The sequence below is a fragment of the Modestobacter sp. VKM Ac-2977 genome (assembly GCF_026968045.1).
GTDB lineage: Bacteria > Actinomycetota > Actinomycetes > Mycobacteriales > Geodermatophilaceae > Modestobacter.
The window spans coordinates 522,735-537,910 of record NZ_JAPVBQ010000003.1 but is presented as its reverse complement, the minus strand read 5'-3'; the positions used below and the strand labels follow the sequence as shown (position 1 = coordinate 537,910).

Here is a 15,176-nt window from a genome sequence, read left to right as displayed (position 1 = left end):
GTCAGAACGTAAGTGCGGTGCCGGGGTCGTGCAGCAGCGCCCCCACGTCGGCCAGGAACCGGGAGCCCAGCTCGCCGTCGACGATCCGGTGGTCGAAGGAGAGCGCCAGCTGGGTGACCTGCCGGGGCACGACCTTGCCCTTGTGCACCCACGGCATCTCCCGGACCGCGCCGAAGGCCAGGATCGCCGACTCGCCGGGGTTCAGGATCGGCGTGCCGGTGTCGACGCCGAAGACGCCGACGTTGGTGATCGTGATCGTGCCGCCGGTCATGTCCGCGGGCTGGGTCTTCCCGGCCCGGGCGGTCTCGGTGAGCTCGCCGAGCGCACCGGCCAGCTCGGCCAGCGACAGCCGGCCGGCGTCCTTGACGTTCGGCACGATCAAGCCCCGCGGCGTGGCGGCGGCGATGCCCAGGTTCACCGCGCCGTGGACGACGATCTCCTGGGCCGCCTCGTCCCAGGAGCTGTTGACCATCGGGTGCCGCTTCGCCGCCAGCAGCAGCGCCTTGGCCACGAACAGCAGCGGGCTGACCTTCACCCCGGCCAGCTCCGGCCGCGCAGACAGGCGCTCGCGGAGCTTCATCGTGCGCGTGATGTCGACGGTGAGGAACTCGGTGACGTGCGGGGCGGTGAACGCGCTGGCCACCATCGCGGCGGCGGTGTGCTTCCGCACCCCCTTGATCGGGATCCGGGTGTCGCCGGCCGCAGGCTCCCGCGACGGGGCAGCCCCGGCCTCCGGCGACGACGGGCCCGCGACGACCGCGTCGACGTCGGCGCGGGTGATCACCCCACCTTCGCCGGTACCGGTGACCGTGGTGAGGTCGACGCCGAGGTCCTTGGCGTACTTGCGCACCGGCGGCTTGGCCAGCGGGCGCAGCGCGCCGCGGCCGGCGGTCGCCGAGGGCGCCGACGCGGTGGGCTCGGCGGGACGGCGGGCCGCCGCCGCCTCGGCCGCACGGGCGGCCTCCAGGCCACCGTGCCGGACCGGCTTGACGGTGGCGTCGGGCGCCGTGGCCAGCAGCGGCGGCCGGTCGCTGCCGGAGCCGTAGTCGGCCTCGGGGAGCACCTGCGGCGCCGTGGCCCGGGCGGCTGCGGCCTCGACCGGCTGTCCCCGGCGGGGACGGCGCTTGGCCTCGGTGCTGCGCGGGCCGTAGCCCACCAGCACCGCCGTCCGGCCGTTGGCGTTGGTCTCCCCGATCAGCCCGGACCCGGTGCTCTCGGCGGCCGGTGCGTCCGCGACCGGGGCCGCAGCTGCGCCGCCCCCGACGTCGATCGTGATGATCGGCGCACCGACGTCGACCGTCGTCCCGGCGTCGTACAGCAGCTCGGTCACCGTGCCGGCGAACGGGCTGGGCAGCTCGACGGCGGCCTTCGCCGTCTCGACCTCGCACAGCGGCTGGTTGACGGTGACCGCGTCGCCCACGGCGACCAGCCAGGAGAGGATCTCGCCCTCGGTCAGCCCCTCCCCGACGTCGGGGAGCTTGAACTGGCGCAGCTCGGCCATCAGAAGCCCATCGCTCGGTCGACGGCGTCGAGCACGCGGTCGAGGTCGGGGAGGTAGTCCTCTTCGAGCTTCGACGGCGGGTACGGGGTGTCGTACCCGCCCACGCGCAGCACCGGCGCCTCCAGCGAGTGGAAGCAGTTCTCGGTCACCCGGGCGGCGATCTCCGCGCCGAGGCCGAGGGTCACCGGCGCCTCGTGCACGACCACGCAGCGGCCGGTGCGGCGCACCGACTCGTAGACCGGGTCGAGGTCCAGCGGGGAGAGGGTGCGCAGGTCGACGACCTCCAGCGAGCGGCCCTCCTCGGCGGCGGCGTCGGCGGCCTGCAGCGCCGTCTTCACCATCGGCCCGTAGGCGAGCACCGTGACGTCGTCCCCGCCGCGGACCACCCGGGAGCCGAACAGCGGGTCGGGGCTGCCGTCCGGGTCGACCTCGCCCTTCTCCCAGTACCGCCGCTTGGGCTCGAAGAAGACGACCGGGTCGGGGGAGGCGATCGCCTGCTGGATGCCCCAGTAGGCATCGGCCGGTGTGCTGACCGCGACCACCTTCAGGCCGGCGGTGTGTGCGAAGTAGGCCTCGGGGCTCTCGCTGTGGTGCTCGACCGCACCGATGCCACCACCGAAGGGGATCCGGATGACGATCGGCATCGGCATCCGCCCCCGGGAGCGGGCGTGGATCTTGGCGACCTGGGTGACGATCTGGTTGTAGGCCGGGTAGACGAAGCCGTCGAACTGGATCTCGCAGACCGGCCGGTAGCCGCGCATCGCCAGCCCGACCGCGGTGCCGAGGATCCCGGCCTCGGCCAACGGGGTGTCGACGACGCGGGCCTCGCCGAAGTCCTTCTGCAGGCCGTCGGTGATCCGGAAGACCCCGCCCAGCTTGCCGATGTCCTCGCCCATGAGCACGACCTTGCCGTCGTCCTCCATGGCCTTGCGCAGGCCGAGGTTGAGCGCCTTGCCGATGGTCAGCGTCTCGGTCACTGCTCCCCCTCGAACGAGGCGTGGTAGGCCACGAACTCCTCGCGCTGGCGGGCCAGCTCGGGGGTCTGCTCCGCGTAGACGTGGTCGAACATCTCGGTGCCGGCCGGGTCGGGCATCTCCAGCGTGCCCTTCCGGATCCGGGCGGCGAGCTCGTCGCCCTCGGCGTCGACCCCGGTGAAGAAGTCGGCGTCGGCGATGCCGGCGCGGGACAGGTGCGCCTTGAGCCGGGCGATCGGGTCGCGCAGCTTCCACTCCTCCAGCTCGCTGGCCAACCGGTAGCGGGTCGGGTCGTCGGAGGTGGTGTGCGCGCCCATGCGGTAGGTGAACGCCTCGATGAAGGTGGGGCCGGAGCCCTCGCGGGCGGCGGCGAGGGCCGCGCGCGTCACGGACAGGACGGCGAGGACGTCGTTGCCGTCGACCCGCACCCCGGGGAAGCCGAACCCGGCGGCGCGCTGGTACAGCGGCACCCGGGACTGCCGCTCGATCGGCGCGCTGATCGCGTACTGGTTGTTCTGGCAGAAGAAGACGACGGGGGCGGCGAACGACGACGCCCAGATCATCGCCTCGTTGACCTCGCCCTGGCTGGTCGCCCCGTCACCGAGGAAGGCCAGCACCGCGCTCTCCGCGCCGTCGCGCTGCACGCCCATGGCGTAGCCGGTGGCGTGCAGGGTCTGCGCGCCGATGACGACGGTGTAGAGGTTGAAGTCGTGCGCGACCGGGTCCCAGCCGCCCTGGTCGACCCCGCGGAACAGGCTCATCACGTGCAGCGGGTCGACGCCCCGGGTCCAGGCGACGCCGTGCTCACGGTAGGTCGGGAAGGCCATGTCGCCGTCGGCGAGCGCCCGGCCGGCGCCCACCTGGGCCGCCTCCTGACCGAGCAGCGAGGCCCAGATGCCGAGCTCGCCCTGGCGCTGCAGGGCGGTCGCCTCGACGTCCCACCGCCGGACGAGGGCGAGGTCGCGGTAGAGGCCGCGCAGCTCCTCGTCCGAGACGTCGATGCCGTAGTCGGGGTGCTCGACCCGCTCGCCCTCGGGGGTCAGCAGCTGGACCAGGTCCGGCTGGCCCGGCAGGTGTGGCGCTCCGGCGCCCGGTACGGGATCGACCACCTCGGTGGTCTTCTGCTGCAACGCAGTCACGCCACTCTCCTCGCCGTCTGGCCTTGCCGCCTCGACGGAGCCCGGGGTCACCGGAGCGCTCGCCGCTGGACGTCCACGCGGCGCCGGGGTGTGGCGCCACTCACACATGGTGGCACGCCGGACCGCATGCGGAGAAGATCACTCTGCTGCCGATCTGCGCAACCACCTCCGTCGCCGTTGCGCAGAAAAGGCACTGTTTGGCCGCCCTCCCATGTCAGACTGAGCAACGTGCCCGCCCTGGACGCCACCGACGCGCGGCTGCTGCTCGCCCTGTCCGAGGACCCGCGGGCCACCGTCCTCGCGCTCTCCCAGCAGCTCGGCCTGGCCCGCAACACCGTGCAGGCGCGGCTGGCCCGGCTCGAGTCCAACGGCGTCCTGGACCCCTTCGAACGCCGGGTGCGGCCCGAGGCGCTGGGCTACCGGCTGGGCGCCTACGTCACCGTGCAGGTCGTCCAGCGCAGCCTCGCCGACGTCGGCGAGGCGCTGGCCGCGATCCCCGAGGTGCTGGAGGTCATCGGGCTCTCCGGGGTCGCTGACCTGCTCGTGCAGGTGGTCGCCGTCGACGCCGACGACCTGTGGCGGATCACCGAGCAGGTGCTGGCGATCCCCGGCGTCCAGCGCACGGACACGAACCTGGCGCTGCGCCGGTTCGTCGACCACCGGATGACCCCGCTGCTGGAACGCGCCGCCGGGTCCCTGCCGGTCACCGACGATGGCTGACGACGCGGTGGGCCGAGAGATCGTCGACCTGTTCGTCCGCAAGCTCGACAGCCAGGGGACGCCGGTCTCCCGCGGAGCGGACCGGGACGAGGTGGTCGTCGTGGTCGACGGACGGACCCACCGGCTGTGGATCGACCCCGGGAGGGTGCACGTCGACGAGGACGCCGAGCTGCTCTGGGGCTCCGGCGTCAGCGCGGTGGAGTCCACGGCCCGGCTGATGCTGGTGCACTGGGACGAGTCGCTGGCCGCCCGGGAGCCGCACCCCACCGGCTGGTGGACCCACCAGGGCGGCGGCTTCGATCCCGAGCCGCCCTGGGAGGCCCACCGGATGCGGCGCCGGTGAGCCCCGTCGGCGAGACCTGACCGAGATCCTGCGGGAGCATGCTCCCGGCCATGCCCCGGACGACGACGCTGGTCGCGGTGGTCCTGGCCGCCGTGGCGCTCGTGTTGACCGGCTGGGTCCTGGCGACCCGGGCGTCGGCGTGCAGCTGTGCGGGACTGGCCACCCCCGAGCAGTTCGAGCGGGCCGACGTCGTCTTCGCCGGGCACCTGGTCTCCCGCGAGGTGAACGGCGGGGCGAGCAGCAGCGACCCCGCCCTGCACGTGTTCGCCGTGGACGCGGTGTTCAAGGGCACGGCGCACGCCCGGCAGGGCGTCGTCTCGGCCGCCTCGGGCGCCAGCTGCGGCCTCGAGCTGGCCGGTGACGGACCGTTCCTGGTCTTCGCCGGCGAACAGGACGGCGGCCCCCACCGCGCCGACCTCTGTGGTGGCACCGCGCCGGCCGCGCCAGAGCTGGTCGCCGAGGTCCGGGCGCTGAGCGCGGCGGAGGGCGCCGCCGTCGCAGTCGACCCGCTGCCCGGCGCGGCCGGCACCGAGCTGCGGTCCGCGCCGCAGCGCTGGGCCGGCGTGCTGGTTGTCGGGGGCGCAGGCCTCGCCCTCCTCACCGGCCTGCTGGTGCGCCGGTCGCGGCGCCGCCGCGGCTGATCGGCGCAGCTCAGCCCGGGGCGCTGCCCAGCAGAGTGCGGGTCATCGCGTTGCGGGTGTCGAGCAGCTCGTCCAGCGCGCCGGAGAGGTCGACGGCGGACACGCTCAGCGGCCCTGTCTCGGTCCGCTGGGCCGCCAGCAACGCCGCCCGGCGCAGCAGCTCCTTGAGGAACGACGCGGTCACGCCCTCGGTCCGGGCCAGGACGTCGTCCAGCCCGCTGGTGTCCACCTCCAGTCCGCGCCGGTAGAGCTCGAACAGCGCCCGGCGGGCCTCGGCGTCGGGCAGCCGCAGCTCCACCGCCTGGTCCACCCGCCCCGGCCGCGCCGCCAGCGCCGGCTCGAGCAGGTCGGCCCGGTTGGTGGTCAGCACGAAGACGACGTCGGCGTCCTCGGCCAGCCCGTCCATCTCGTTGAGCAGTTGGAACAGCAGCGGGTGCTGGCCGGGGTGCATGCCGCGGTCCTCGGCGATCAGGTCGACGTCCTCGATGACCAGCATCGCCGGCGCCAGCGCGCGGGCGACCGAGCAGGCTTCGGCGATCAGGTGCAGGGCGTTGCCGGTGAGCTGGAGGACCGTCGTCCCGGTCAGCCTGCTGGTCAGGTACCGCACCGTGTGCGTCTTGCCGACGCCGGGCGGCCCGTACAGCAGCACGCCGCGCTTGAGGTGCTGCCCGGCGGCGAGCAGCTGCTCCTTGTGCCGCGCCACCTCCACGACCTGGCGCTGCACCTCCCCGAGCGTGTCCGCGGCGAGCACCAGCTGGTCGGCGGCGAGGGTGGGCCGACGGTGGAACTGCAGCAGCGTCTGGCCGTGGCCGAACACCTCGGCGCCGAAGGACAGCACCTGCCCGCGGAACACGTTCTGTGCCATCGCCGCGGCGCGGATCTCCGTCGCGGCCCGCGCAGCCAGCTCCGGGTCGGTGCTGACCACCTGCACCGTGGTGTTCGGCAGCCCCGACTCCGGCTCCGGGCCGCGCACCAGCACCGCGGTGCGGGCCGGCCCCTCGGTCACCAGGTAGACGCCGCAGCGCACGCACGGCCGCGACTCCCCGTCCGGTCCGGCCGCCCGGTTGACCCGCGAGGCGTTCCCCGGCCGGGGCCCGTACGGGTCCTGCGCCTCCGGTCCCGCCGACAGCAGCTCCCCCAGCCCGAACGGCCGGTGCTGGAAGCCCACGACGCCGACCAGCTGCCAGGCGCGGTCCGCGCCGGCCAGCCAGGTGTCCAGCCCGGCCTGGACGTTCACGTGCTCGTAGCCCGGCCACGCCTCCTCGACGACGTCGAGCTCGGCACCCGCCGGACCGAGATGGGCCAGCAGCAGGCCGGACAGCGTCGTCCGGTCCTCGGCGCGGGCCGCCCCGACGACTGCCCGCACCCCGCGGCGCACCAGCTTGCCGACGTCGGCCAGCTCCGGCCGCGGTGCCGCGGTGGGCGGCGGGTCGAACTCGAGCCTCAGCTCGGACCGGTACGCCTGTCCGTCGACCGCCACGCTGCCCCGCTTCCCGTACGCCGGTGGAGACCGCACCGTAGCGACGCACCGGCCCGCGGGGACAGCCGTTTCAGCCGGGCCGGCGGACCCGCACCGGCCCGCGCGCGGTGGCGACGTCGACCACTGCGCCGGACTGGGTGACCTCGACCGCGCCCGTCGCGGCCAGCCGTCCAGCCGCCGAGCGGGCGGCGGGCATCAGGTCCCGCCAGCCGTCGGGGTCGACCGTCCGGGCCGCCTCGGACGGGCAGATGGACGCGCCGGGACGACGCTGGTCCAGCAGGGCGTCGATGGTCTGCTCGAGCACCCGGTCGACGTCGTCCACCCGGTCAGGATGCCCCGGCCGCCGTCCGGGTGCTGGGATGGGCCCGTGCCCCACGACTCCGTTGCCCAGCTGGGTGTCGGCCTGGCCGCGGTGGGCCGGCCGGCCTACCTCACCCTCGGCCGGGACGCCGACCTGCCCGCCGACCGCGCCCCCGCCGTCCTCCAGGCCCGCACCTCCGAGCTGCTCGACGCCGCGACCGCGCTGGGCATCGAGTACGTGGACACCGCGCGGTCCTACGGCCGCGCCGAGGAGTTCCTCGCCGCGTGGCTGAGCACCACCGGCGCCGTCCCGTTCGTGGCGAGCAAGTGGGGCTATCGCTACACCGCCGACTGGCGCCCGGACGCCACCGTGCACGAGGTCAAGGAGCACACGGAGCCCGCCTTCGAGCGGCAGCTGGCCGAGACGACCGCGCTGCTCGGCCCGTGGCTGACGCTGTACCAGGTGCACTCGCTGACCGCCGACAGCCCGCTGTGGGCCGACCGGCCGCTGCAGCACCGGCTGGCCCGGCTGCGCGCCGACGGCGTCGAGCTCGGCTTCTCCACCTCCGGGCCGGCCCAGGCCGACGCCGTCCGGCGCGGCGTGGAGCTGACCGTGGACGGCGCGCCGCTGTTCACCAGCGTGCAGTCGACCTGGAACCTGCTGGAGCCCTCGGCCGGGCCGGCGCTGGCCGAGGCCTCGGCCGCCGGCGCCCGGGTGGTCGTCAAGGAGGGGGTCGCCAACGGCCGACTGACCGACCGGGGCAGCGCAGCGGACTCCCCGCTGGCCGCTGCCGCGCAGGAGCGCGGCGTCGGGGTCGACGCCCTCGCCCTGGCCGCGGCGCTGGCCCAGCCGTGGTGCGACGTCGTGCTCTCCGGCGCGGTGACCGTGGCGCAGCTGGAGAGCAACGCCGCCGCCCGCACCCTGGACCTGACGGCCGAGGAGCCGACCGCATCGGGGTGGGTGCAGCCCGAGGAGCCGGCGCAGTACTGGTCCGCCCGCAGCCGGCTCAGCTGGCGCTGACGGTCGTTTCGCCCACCCGGCGGCCCGGGTAGGGCGGCGACCATGGCCAAGCACACCCCGTTCGGGACGATCGGCAAGGGCAAGCGCGGGATCAGCACGCTGGGCTGGGTGCTCCGCGGGGCCGCCGCCGGCGCAGCGGGGACGACCGCGCTCAACGCCGTCACCTACCTGGACATGGCCGGCCGGGGCCGGGGCACCAGCTCCACCCCCGAGCAGACGGTCGAGGCGCTCGCGGAGAAGGCCCACGTGTCGATCCCGGGCGACGAGGAGACCCGGCAGAACCGGGTCCAGGGGCTGGGCCCGCTCACCGGGCTGGCGGCCGGGGTGGGGGTCGGGGTGCTCGCCGGGCTCGCCCGCGCGGCCGGCTTCCGCTCCCAGCCCCTCGTCGGGGCGGCGCTGACCACGGTCGGCGTGCTGATCGGCACCAACGGCCCGATGACCGCGCTCGGGATCACCGACCCGCGCACCTGGCCGCTGTCCTCCTGGGTCACCGACGTCGTCCCGCACCTGGCCTACGGCGTCGTCGTGAAGACGACGATGGACGCGTTCGACCTCCCCTGAGGACCCGCACCGTCCGGGGTGAGCCTCCGGACGGTGCCGGTGGGCCAGACTGGCGCCGTGGACGAGATCACCACCGAGGCGGAGCTGCGCGAGCTGCTGGGTGAACCGGCGCCCCGCGCCGCCACCAAGGACCGCCTCTGCCTGGACGCCATCGACCGGGAGTGGCTGGCCGCCTCCCCGTTCTGCCTGGTGGCGACCTCCGCGGCCGACGGCAGCTGCGACGTCTCCCCGAAGGGCGACCCACCCGGCTTCACCGTCGTCCTGGACGACCGGACGATCGCGCTGCCCGAGCGCGCCGGCAACCGCCGCGCCGACGGGTTCCGCAACATCCTGACCAACCCGCACGTCGGGCTGATCTACCTGGTGCCCGGCCGCAGCGACACCTTCCGGGTGCAGGGCCGCGCCCGCCTGGTGCGCGACGAGGACCTGCTGGACCGGATGCTCGTCCGCGGACACCGGCCGCTGCTGGCCATGGTCGTGGACATCGAAACGGTCTTCTACCACTGTGCCAAGGCGTTCCTGCGGTCCCAGCTGTGGGACCCGGCGACCTGGGACCCCGGGGCGTTGCCCTCCCGGGCCCGGATCGCGCACGCCCAGGAGGCCGCCGCCACGCCACTGGCCGAGCTGGAGCAGTACTACGGCGAGCAGTACGCCGCCGGCCTGTACCCCAGCGTCCGACCGCCCGGCACCTGACGCCTAGGGCGCCGTCCAGCCGCGCTCGTCGACCCCGCCGGGCACGGGCGCCTCGGGGTCGTAGGGCGTACGGGTGAGCACGAACGTCGCCAGGTCCAGGTGGTCAGGGGCGATCCGCAGCGTCTCGCCGGCGTAGTAGCCGTCCAGCCCGACCCACGTGCCGTCCGCGCGGGGAGCGAACCGGCTCGCCCGGCCTGGCCGGCCGGGCAGCGGCCCCAGGTGCAGCAGCCCCCCGGACTGGGCGCGCAGCACCAGCGGGGCCGGCCCCCAGAACCAGACGCCGAGCAGGTCGAGCGGCAGCGGCGGCGGGGACGGCACCCAGGCGTCGACGATCCGGGGCTCGGCGGCCCGCAGGTCGGCCAGCAGCCCTGGCACCAGCGGGTCGAGCCCACTGGTCGTGTTGGCCAGCATCACCGCTCCGGCCTGCTCGGACCGGTCGACGAAGACCCCGGCCAGGAAGCCCGGCATCGAGCCGCCGTGGCCGATGAGGGTGTGCCCGTCGACCCGCAGCACCTGCACCCCCAGCCCGTACGCCGACCACCCGGGGGACGACGAGTCGATCCCGGCCGGCACGGTCATCTCCTCCAGCGTCGCCGGGGAGAGCACGTCGCCGGTGTCGCCGAGCAGGAAGGCGGCGAATCGGCCGAGGTCGGCCAGCGTCGCCCACAGCTGGCCGGCCGCGGCCATGACGCCGGCGTCGTGCTCGGGCTCGGGCAGGACGACGTCCGCCCACGGGTGCACCGCCGCACCCTGTGCCGCCCGACCGGTGGGCCGCGGCGTGGTGCGCTCCATGCCCAGCGGCAGCAGCACCTCGTCCCGGACCACCTCGGCCCAGGAGCGCCCACGGTGCCGGGCGACCAGCTCACCGAGCAGCCCGAACCCGAGGTTCGAGTAGTGGAACCGCCGGGCGCTGCCCAGGACGACGTCGTCGTCGGTCAGCCGCAGCTCGGCCAGCGACCCGCCGGGGACGCGCTCCCACCAGCCGCCGGGGCTCTCCGAGCTCGCGCCGGCGAGGTGGGCGAGCAGCTGGCCCACGGTGCGCTCCCCGAAGGGGGTGCCGGGGACGTGCTCCTCGAGCAGGTCGTCGAGCCCCAGGCGACCCTCGTCGCGCAGCCGGAGCACGACCAGGGCCGTCACCGTCTTGCTGATCGAGCCCAGCCGGTACTGCACGTCGGTGTGCGGCTCGGCGACGTCGCCGCGACCGGCCGACCAGGCCAGCCCGCCGTCCCGGACGACGCCCGCGACCAGGCTGGGCGCCCGGCCGTCGCGCTGGACCCGGGCGGTGCGGGCCAGCAGGGTGCGGGCGGTGGCGGGCAGGACGGGCGTGACCATCGTGCGCTCAGCCGGCCCGGACCGGCGTGGTGGCGTCGACCGGCAGCCGGCCGGTACGCCGGGCCCAGCGCTCGAACCAGATGGTCACCAGTGGCGGGATGGAGGCGGCCAGCGCCAGCAGGCCGGTGGCCGGCGTCCAGCGCAGCACCCGCCAGGCCAGCAGGGCGACGACGACGTAGACCACGAACACCGCACCGTGGACCGGGCCGAACACCTGCACGCCCAGCTCCGAGGTCTGCAGCACCCGCTTGACGAACATGCCGGCCAGCAGCAGCACCCAGGAGACGGCCTCGGCGATGGCGACGACGCGGAAGACGCGGGCGACCCTCGTGGGGTCGGTCAGTGCGGCGGGCACGGTGCTCCTCGGAGTGGGCGCGGGTGGACTGGTCCTCATCGTGCCCGGCGGGACGGAGCGCCGGTGCGCGGGCTCGCGTGATCGCCGCCACCGGGCTCGGACACGCCGGTGCCCGGACGCGCCGGTGCCCCGGCCGCCGTCAGGCGACCGGGGCACCGGCGGGTGTCGCGGGGTGGTGCAGCTGTCAGCCGGCGACCCGACGCATGGCGGTGATGGGGCCCATGGCGTCGATGCTGGCGACCTTGACCACGTCACCCGACGTCGGCGCGTGGACCATCTGGCCGTTGCCGATGTAGATGCCGATGTGGCTGACCGGGCTGTAGTAGGCGATGAGGTCGCCCGGCTGCAGCTCGCCGCGGGAGACCGCCCGGCCCGACGCCGCCTGCTGCCGACTGCTGCGGGGCAGGTTGACCCCCGCCGCGGCGTAGGAGTACTTCACCAGCCCGGAGCAGTCGTAGGAGTTCGGACCGGTGGCGCCCCAGACGTAGGACTTGCCACGCTGGGCCATCGCGGTGTTCACCGCGGCGGCGGCAGCACCGCTGCTGGCCACGACCGGCGCGGCCGGAGCCGGGGCCGGCGCCGCGACGGAGGCGGAGCGGGGTGCAGAAGAACCGGCGGCCGGGGCCGTGCGCTCGTCCCGCGAGGCCGTCTGGGAGTTGTTGCGCTCGGCCGCCGCGGCCGCCTGGGCCTCGCGCTCGGCTGCGGCCTGAGCCGCTTCTGCGGCCGCGTGCTGCTCGGCCAGGATCCGGGCGCGCTCCCGCTCCTCGGCGGAGAGCCGCTCGTACTCGGCCTGGTACTCGGCGATCTGCGCATTGAGGCCGGCCTGCTGGGCAGCGACCTCAGCGACCTGGGCCTCCGCGTCGGCGGCGGCCTTCTCGGCAGCGGCCTTCGCCTCGTCGGCGGTGACGCTGGCCTGCTGCGCGACCCCGAGCACCTCGTTGTTGTGCCCGGCGATGCTGTCCAGCGTGCCCATCCGGTCGAGCATCTCGTCGGCGGAGGAGCTGGTGAGCATGGCCTGCAGCGAGGAGAGCTGCTCACCGGTGAAGGCGCTGCGGGCGACCTGGCGCACGTGGTCACGGGCCTCGACCACGGCCGCCTCGGCGGCGACGAGCTCGGCGGCGGCGGCGTCCGAGGCGGCCTTCATGCTGGTCAGCACGTCGGTCGCTTCGTGCATCTTCTCGGTGACGACCTCGAGGTCGTGACCGCGGGCGGCGATGAGCTCGGCCGCCTCCTGGGAGGTGGTGGGTGTTTCGGGAGCTGCCAGGGCGGGCAGCGGAGCGAGAGTCAGGCCACCCGCTGCGATCAGGGTGAGCAGGGCCCGTCGGCCGTTGCGGCCACGACGGACAGAGGTGTGCGAACTCGCCATGTTCGGCGGGTGTGTCCTTTCTTCCACCTGCCGCCTACCGAGTTAGCTGACGGGTTCGGGCGGGAAGTCGCCCGGCTCCTCGAGGCCCGCGAACGGGCCGTGCGGAGCTTCACCCCAGTGCTGCGGTGGGTCCCCGGTCCACGAGCCCGCGAGTGTTGCGGCGAGCCGTGTGGTTCGGCGGCGGTCCTGTCGGTCGTCACCCGGGTGGGCGACTGCGCTGCCCGTCAGGACCGCTGGTGACCGTACGTGCGTTATGTGCTCGTGACAAACGACTGGGGCCAATTTGTGGAAATCCCCGGGCGTGTGCTCCAACACGCTCACCGAGCGTGACAGGCTCGCCGGGTAAAGGGCCTGGCACGGCGGGAGTTCTGCCTCGTGCTGCTCCGCCGCATGGCCGACACGCGACCCGACCTGGTCGCCGAGGCGTCGCCAAGACTCGGCGCCGACCGGGCCCAGGCGCGAGCTGCGCACAGTCGTCGGCGCGCACCCCCTCACGCAGAGCGAGCACCGCACGGGCTGGCGCCGCGCGCTGCCGTGCTCGGTCCACCCGTCGAGCAGGAGGACCGTCGGCCCGGCGACGGCGACCTCGTCGTCCGGCGGTGGCCGCTGCCGCTGTGGTCCACACCGAGCCGTTCGGCTGGGGCTGCTGCAGCGGGTGGCCGACGGCGCGCCAGGATGACCTGGTGCCGACCCTCTCCGCCGCCTCGTGGGACGACCCGGACGTCGCCGCGCTGACCGCCGCCCAGCAGGTCGAGCTGCGGGCCCGCTACGGCGGTGCGAGCGAGCCGGGGGTGCCGCCGTCCGCCGCCGACGTCGCCGTCGTCCTCCTCGCCCGGGACGACGACGGCACGCCGATCGGCTGCGGTGCGCTGCGGCCCCTCGGGGACGGCACCGCCGAGCTCAAGCGGATGTACGTCGTCCCGGCGGCGCGTGGGCGGGGCGTCTCCCGGCTGCTGCTCACCGCGCTGGAGGCCGAGGCGGTGGGGCGGGGCTGGACCACCGTGCTGCTGGAGACCGGGCCGCGCCAGCCCGAGGCGGTCGGGCTGTACACCGCGGCCGGCTACCGGCCGGTCCCGGCGTTCGGGCACTACGCGGACGACCCGTTCTCGCTCTGCTTCGCCCGGGAGCTGGCGTGAGCACCGCAGCCCGGTACGACGCCGTCGTGGTGGGCGGCGGTCACAACGGACTGGTCGCCGCCGCCTACCTGGCCCGCGCGGGCTGGTCGGTGCTCGTACTGGAGCGACGTGCCGTGCTCGGTGGCGCCGCGGTCAGCGAACAGGTCTTCCCGGGCGTCGACGTCCGGCTGTCGGCGTACTCCTACCTGGTCAGCCTGCTGCCCGACCGGGTCGTCACCGACCTGGCGTTGCCGATCACCCTGCTGGACCGGGCGGTCGCCTCCTACACGCCGCTGCGCCGCGGCGGTGCGGCCACCGGGCTGCTGGTCGAGCGGGACGAGGGGCCGGAGACGGCCGCCTCCTTCCGCGCCCACACCGGCTCGGACGCCGAGTTCGCCGGCTGGCAGCGGTTCTACGGCCGGCTGACCACCCTCGCCGAGGACCTGGCCCCCACCCTGACCGGACCGCTGCCCAGCGAGGCGGCGCTCCTCGCGCGCCTGCGGGACCCGGAGATCTGGCACGACCTGCGGGAACGGCCGCTGGCCGACGTCGTCGCCGACCACCTGCGCGACGATGAGGTCCGGGGCATCGCGCTCACCGACGGGCTGATCGGCACCTTCGCCGACGTGCACGCCGCGGACGGGCTGGCCGGCCGGTGCTTCCTGTACCACCTCGTCGGCAACGGCACCGGGCGCTGGCGGGTGCCGGTCGGCGGGATGGGCGCGGTCAGCGGCGCGCTCGCCGACGCGGCACGCGCGGGCGGCGCCGAACTGCTCACCCGGGCCGAGGTCACCGCGGTCGAGACCCGGGCCGACGGCGTCACCGTGCACTGGACCGACGCCGACGGGACGACGCACGCCGCCGACGCCGGGCACCTGGTCGGCGGTGCGGCCCCGGCCGTGCTCGACGAGCTGCTGGGCGCCGCCCCGGCGCCGCGGCCGTCGGGGTCGCAGCTGAAGGTGAACATGGTGCTGCGCCGGTTGCCCGGGCTGCGGTCGGGCGCCGATCCCCGCCGGGTCTTCAGCGGCACCGTGCACGTCGACGAGGCGGCCGGCCAGCTCGACGCCGCGTACGCGCAGGCCGCGGCCGGGCAGCTGCCCGAGGTGGTCCCCTTCGAGGTGTACTGCCACTCGCTCACCGACCCGTCGATCGTCGGCGACACCGGGCTGCACACCCTGACCCTGTTCGGGCTGCACACGCCGGCCGAGCTGTACGCGACCGACCCCGTCGGCACCCGGACGGAGGCGGTGCGGCGGGTGCTGGCCCAGCTGGACGCCCACCTGACCGAGCCGCTGGCCGAGTGCCTGGCCACCGACGGCGACGGGCAGCCGTGCCTGCAGGCGTCCTCGCCGCTGGACGTCGAAGCGTCACTGGCGATGCCGGGCGGGCACATCTTCCACGGCGACCTCGCCTGGCCGGTCGCGCCCGGCCCGGAGGCCGTCGGCACCTGGGGCGTGGCGACGGCGCACCCGCGGGTGGTCGCCGCCTCCTCGGGCGGCACGGTGCGCGGCGGTGCGGTCAGCGGCCTGGGCGGCTTCGCCGCGGCGCAGCACCTGCTCGGCGGCCACTGAGCGGAGTGGGCCACGGCTCAGGCGTGAGCTTCCGCGGAACTGGGCAGGCACCGGACACAGCCGC

Annotated in this window: 16 protein-coding genes and 1 riboswitch; of the genes, 8 read left to right on the top strand and 8 right to left on the bottom strand. The window is 75.1% G+C overall.

Translation table 11 applies throughout. The features are described 5' to 3' along the window. Nucleotide 1: 1 nt before the first annotated feature. The 3 genes from O2V63_RS15385 to pdhA are packed head-to-tail and all read right to left on the bottom strand — an operon-like array spanning nucleotide 2 to nucleotide 3,614. Complete coding sequence (locus tag O2V63_RS15385; protein WP_269168433.1) at nucleotides 2-1,501, bottom strand: dihydrolipoamide acetyltransferase family protein; 1,500 nt, start codon at nucleotides 1,499-1,501, stop codon at nucleotides 2-4. Then, nucleotides 1,501-2,478, bottom strand: coding sequence for an alpha-ketoacid dehydrogenase subunit beta (locus O2V63_RS15380; RefSeq protein ID WP_269168432.1), 978 nt, complete (start codon nucleotides 2,476-2,478; stop codon nucleotides 1,501-1,503). The genes O2V63_RS15385 and O2V63_RS15380 overlap by 1 nt, the downstream gene beginning before the upstream one ends. Next, complete coding sequence (gene pdhA / locus O2V63_RS15375; protein WP_269168431.1) at nucleotides 2,475-3,614, bottom strand: pyruvate dehydrogenase (acetyl-transferring) E1 component subunit alpha; 1,140 nt, start codon at nucleotides 3,612-3,614, stop codon at nucleotides 2,475-2,477. Before pdhA ends, O2V63_RS15380 begins: the two co-directional genes overlap by 4 nt. 228 nt (nucleotides 3,615-3,842) lie before the next feature. On the opposite strand from pdhA, the gene O2V63_RS15370 reads away from it, so the two are divergent. The 3 genes from O2V63_RS15370 to O2V63_RS15360 are packed head-to-tail and all read left to right on the top strand — an operon-like array spanning nucleotide 3,843 to nucleotide 5,318. Then, nucleotides 3,843-4,334, top strand: a complete 492-nt coding sequence (locus tag O2V63_RS15370; protein ID WP_269168430.1) for an Lrp/AsnC family transcriptional regulator — start codon at nucleotides 3,843-3,845, stop codon at nucleotides 4,332-4,334. Then, nucleotides 4,327-4,677, top strand: a complete 351-nt coding sequence (locus O2V63_RS15365) for a hypothetical protein (protein WP_269168429.1) — start codon at nucleotides 4,327-4,329, stop codon at nucleotides 4,675-4,677. Before O2V63_RS15370 ends, O2V63_RS15365 begins: the two co-directional genes overlap by 8 nt. 50 nt (nucleotides 4,678-4,727) lie before the next feature. Next, nucleotides 4,728-5,318, top strand: a complete 591-nt coding sequence (locus O2V63_RS15360; protein WP_269168428.1) for a hypothetical protein — start codon at nucleotides 4,728-4,730, stop codon at nucleotides 5,316-5,318. A 10-nt stretch (nucleotides 5,319-5,328) separates the two neighbouring features. Here the strand turns inward: O2V63_RS15360 and O2V63_RS15355 are convergent, their stop codons facing one another. Together O2V63_RS15355 and O2V63_RS15350 are read right to left on the bottom strand one after the other, a co-directional pair. Continuing rightward, the gene (locus O2V63_RS15355; protein ID WP_269168427.1) at nucleotides 5,329-6,798 is read right to left on the bottom strand and encodes an AAA family ATPase; all 1,470 of its coding nucleotides are present in this window, start codon (nucleotides 6,796-6,798) and stop codon (nucleotides 5,329-5,331) included. A gap of 70 nt (nucleotides 6,799-6,868) precedes the next feature. Then, a complete protein-coding gene (locus O2V63_RS15350; protein ID WP_269168426.1) occupies nucleotides 6,869-7,120 on the bottom strand; it encodes a DUF3253 domain-containing protein in 252 nt (83 codons plus the stop codon). Between the two features lie 45 nt (nucleotides 7,121-7,165). On the opposite strand from O2V63_RS15350, the gene O2V63_RS15345 reads away from it, so the two are divergent. Genes O2V63_RS15345 through O2V63_RS15335 form a run of 3 tightly spaced genes read left to right on the top strand, consistent with a single transcriptional unit; the run spans nucleotide 7,166 to nucleotide 9,373 of the window. Beyond that, the gene (locus O2V63_RS15345; protein WP_269168425.1) at nucleotides 7,166-8,119 is read left to right on the top strand and encodes an aldo/keto reductase; all 954 of its coding nucleotides are present in this window, start codon (nucleotides 7,166-7,168) and stop codon (nucleotides 8,117-8,119) included. 42 nt (nucleotides 8,120-8,161) lie between these two features. Beyond that, nucleotides 8,162-8,680 (top strand): hypothetical protein, encoded by a 519-nt coding sequence (locus O2V63_RS15340; protein ID WP_269168424.1) that lies wholly within the window; start codon nucleotides 8,162-8,164, stop codon nucleotides 8,678-8,680. Between the two features lie 57 nt (nucleotides 8,681-8,737). Then, nucleotides 8,738-9,373: a pyridoxamine 5'-phosphate oxidase family protein gene (locus tag O2V63_RS15335; protein WP_269168423.1), complete on the top strand. Its 636-nt coding sequence runs from the start codon at nucleotides 8,738-8,740 to the stop codon at nucleotides 9,371-9,373. A 3-nt stretch (nucleotides 9,374-9,376) separates the two neighbouring features. On the opposite strand, the gene O2V63_RS15330 is transcribed toward O2V63_RS15335, so the two are convergent. The 3 genes from O2V63_RS15330 to O2V63_RS15320 form a co-directional block, all read right to left on the bottom strand. Continuing rightward, entirely contained in the window at nucleotides 9,377-10,705 is a 1,329-nt protein-coding gene (locus O2V63_RS15330) for a serine hydrolase domain-containing protein (RefSeq protein ID WP_269168422.1), read from the bottom strand. A gap of 7 nt (nucleotides 10,706-10,712) precedes the next feature. Continuing rightward, nucleotides 10,713-11,060 carry a DUF3817 domain-containing protein gene (locus O2V63_RS15325; protein WP_269168421.1) on the bottom strand — a complete coding sequence of 116 codons (348 nt, stop codon included), beginning with the start codon at nucleotides 11,058-11,060 and terminating at the stop codon, nucleotides 10,713-10,715. Between the two features lie 184 nt (nucleotides 11,061-11,244). Further along, the gene (locus tag O2V63_RS15320) at nucleotides 11,245-12,426 is read right to left on the bottom strand and encodes a C40 family peptidase (RefSeq protein WP_269168420.1); all 1,182 of its coding nucleotides are present in this window, start codon (nucleotides 12,424-12,426) and stop codon (nucleotides 11,245-11,247) included. A 16-nt stretch (nucleotides 12,427-12,442) separates the two neighbouring features. After that, nucleotides 12,443-12,599: riboswitch (cyclic di-AMP (ydaO/yuaA leader) on the bottom strand. A 510-nt stretch (nucleotides 12,600-13,109) separates the two neighbouring features. Between O2V63_RS15320 and O2V63_RS15315 the strand changes: the two genes are divergently transcribed. Then, a complete protein-coding gene (locus tag O2V63_RS15315; protein ID WP_269168419.1) occupies nucleotides 13,110-13,562 on the top strand; it encodes a GNAT family N-acetyltransferase in 453 nt (150 codons plus the stop codon). Then, nucleotides 13,559-15,112 carry a phytoene desaturase family protein gene (locus O2V63_RS15310; RefSeq protein WP_269168418.1) on the top strand — a complete coding sequence of 518 codons (1,554 nt, stop codon included), beginning with the start codon at nucleotides 13,559-13,561 and terminating at the stop codon, nucleotides 15,110-15,112. The genes O2V63_RS15315 and O2V63_RS15310 overlap by 4 nt, the downstream gene beginning before the upstream one ends. The last annotated feature ends 64 nt before the right edge of the window (nucleotides 15,113-15,176 follow it).

What these genes read in the sequence shown, in the direction of transcription:
- O2V63_RS15385 (WP_269168433.1), bottom strand. Translation starts at nt 1,501, where the DNA reads ATGGCCGAGCTGCGCCAGTTCAAGCTCCCCGACGTCGGGGAGGGGCTG.
- O2V63_RS15365 (WP_269168429.1), top strand. Translation starts at nt 4,327, where the DNA reads ATGGCTGACGACGCGGTGGGCCGAGAGATCGTCGACCTGTTCGTCCGC.
- O2V63_RS15360 (WP_269168428.1), top strand. Translation starts at nt 4,728, where the DNA reads ATGCCCCGGACGACGACGCTGGTCGCGGTGGTCCTGGCCGCCGTGGCG.
- O2V63_RS15340 (WP_269168424.1), top strand. Translation starts at nt 8,162, where the DNA reads ATGGCCAAGCACACCCCGTTCGGGACGATCGGCAAGGGCAAGCGCGGG.
- O2V63_RS15330 (WP_269168422.1), bottom strand. Translation starts at nt 10,705, where the DNA reads ATGGTCACGCCCGTCCTGCCCGCCACCGCCCGCACCCTGCTGGCCCGC.
- O2V63_RS15320 (WP_269168420.1), bottom strand. Translation starts at nt 12,426, where the DNA reads ATGGCGAGTTCGCACACCTCTGTCCGTCGTGGCCGCAACGGCCGACGG.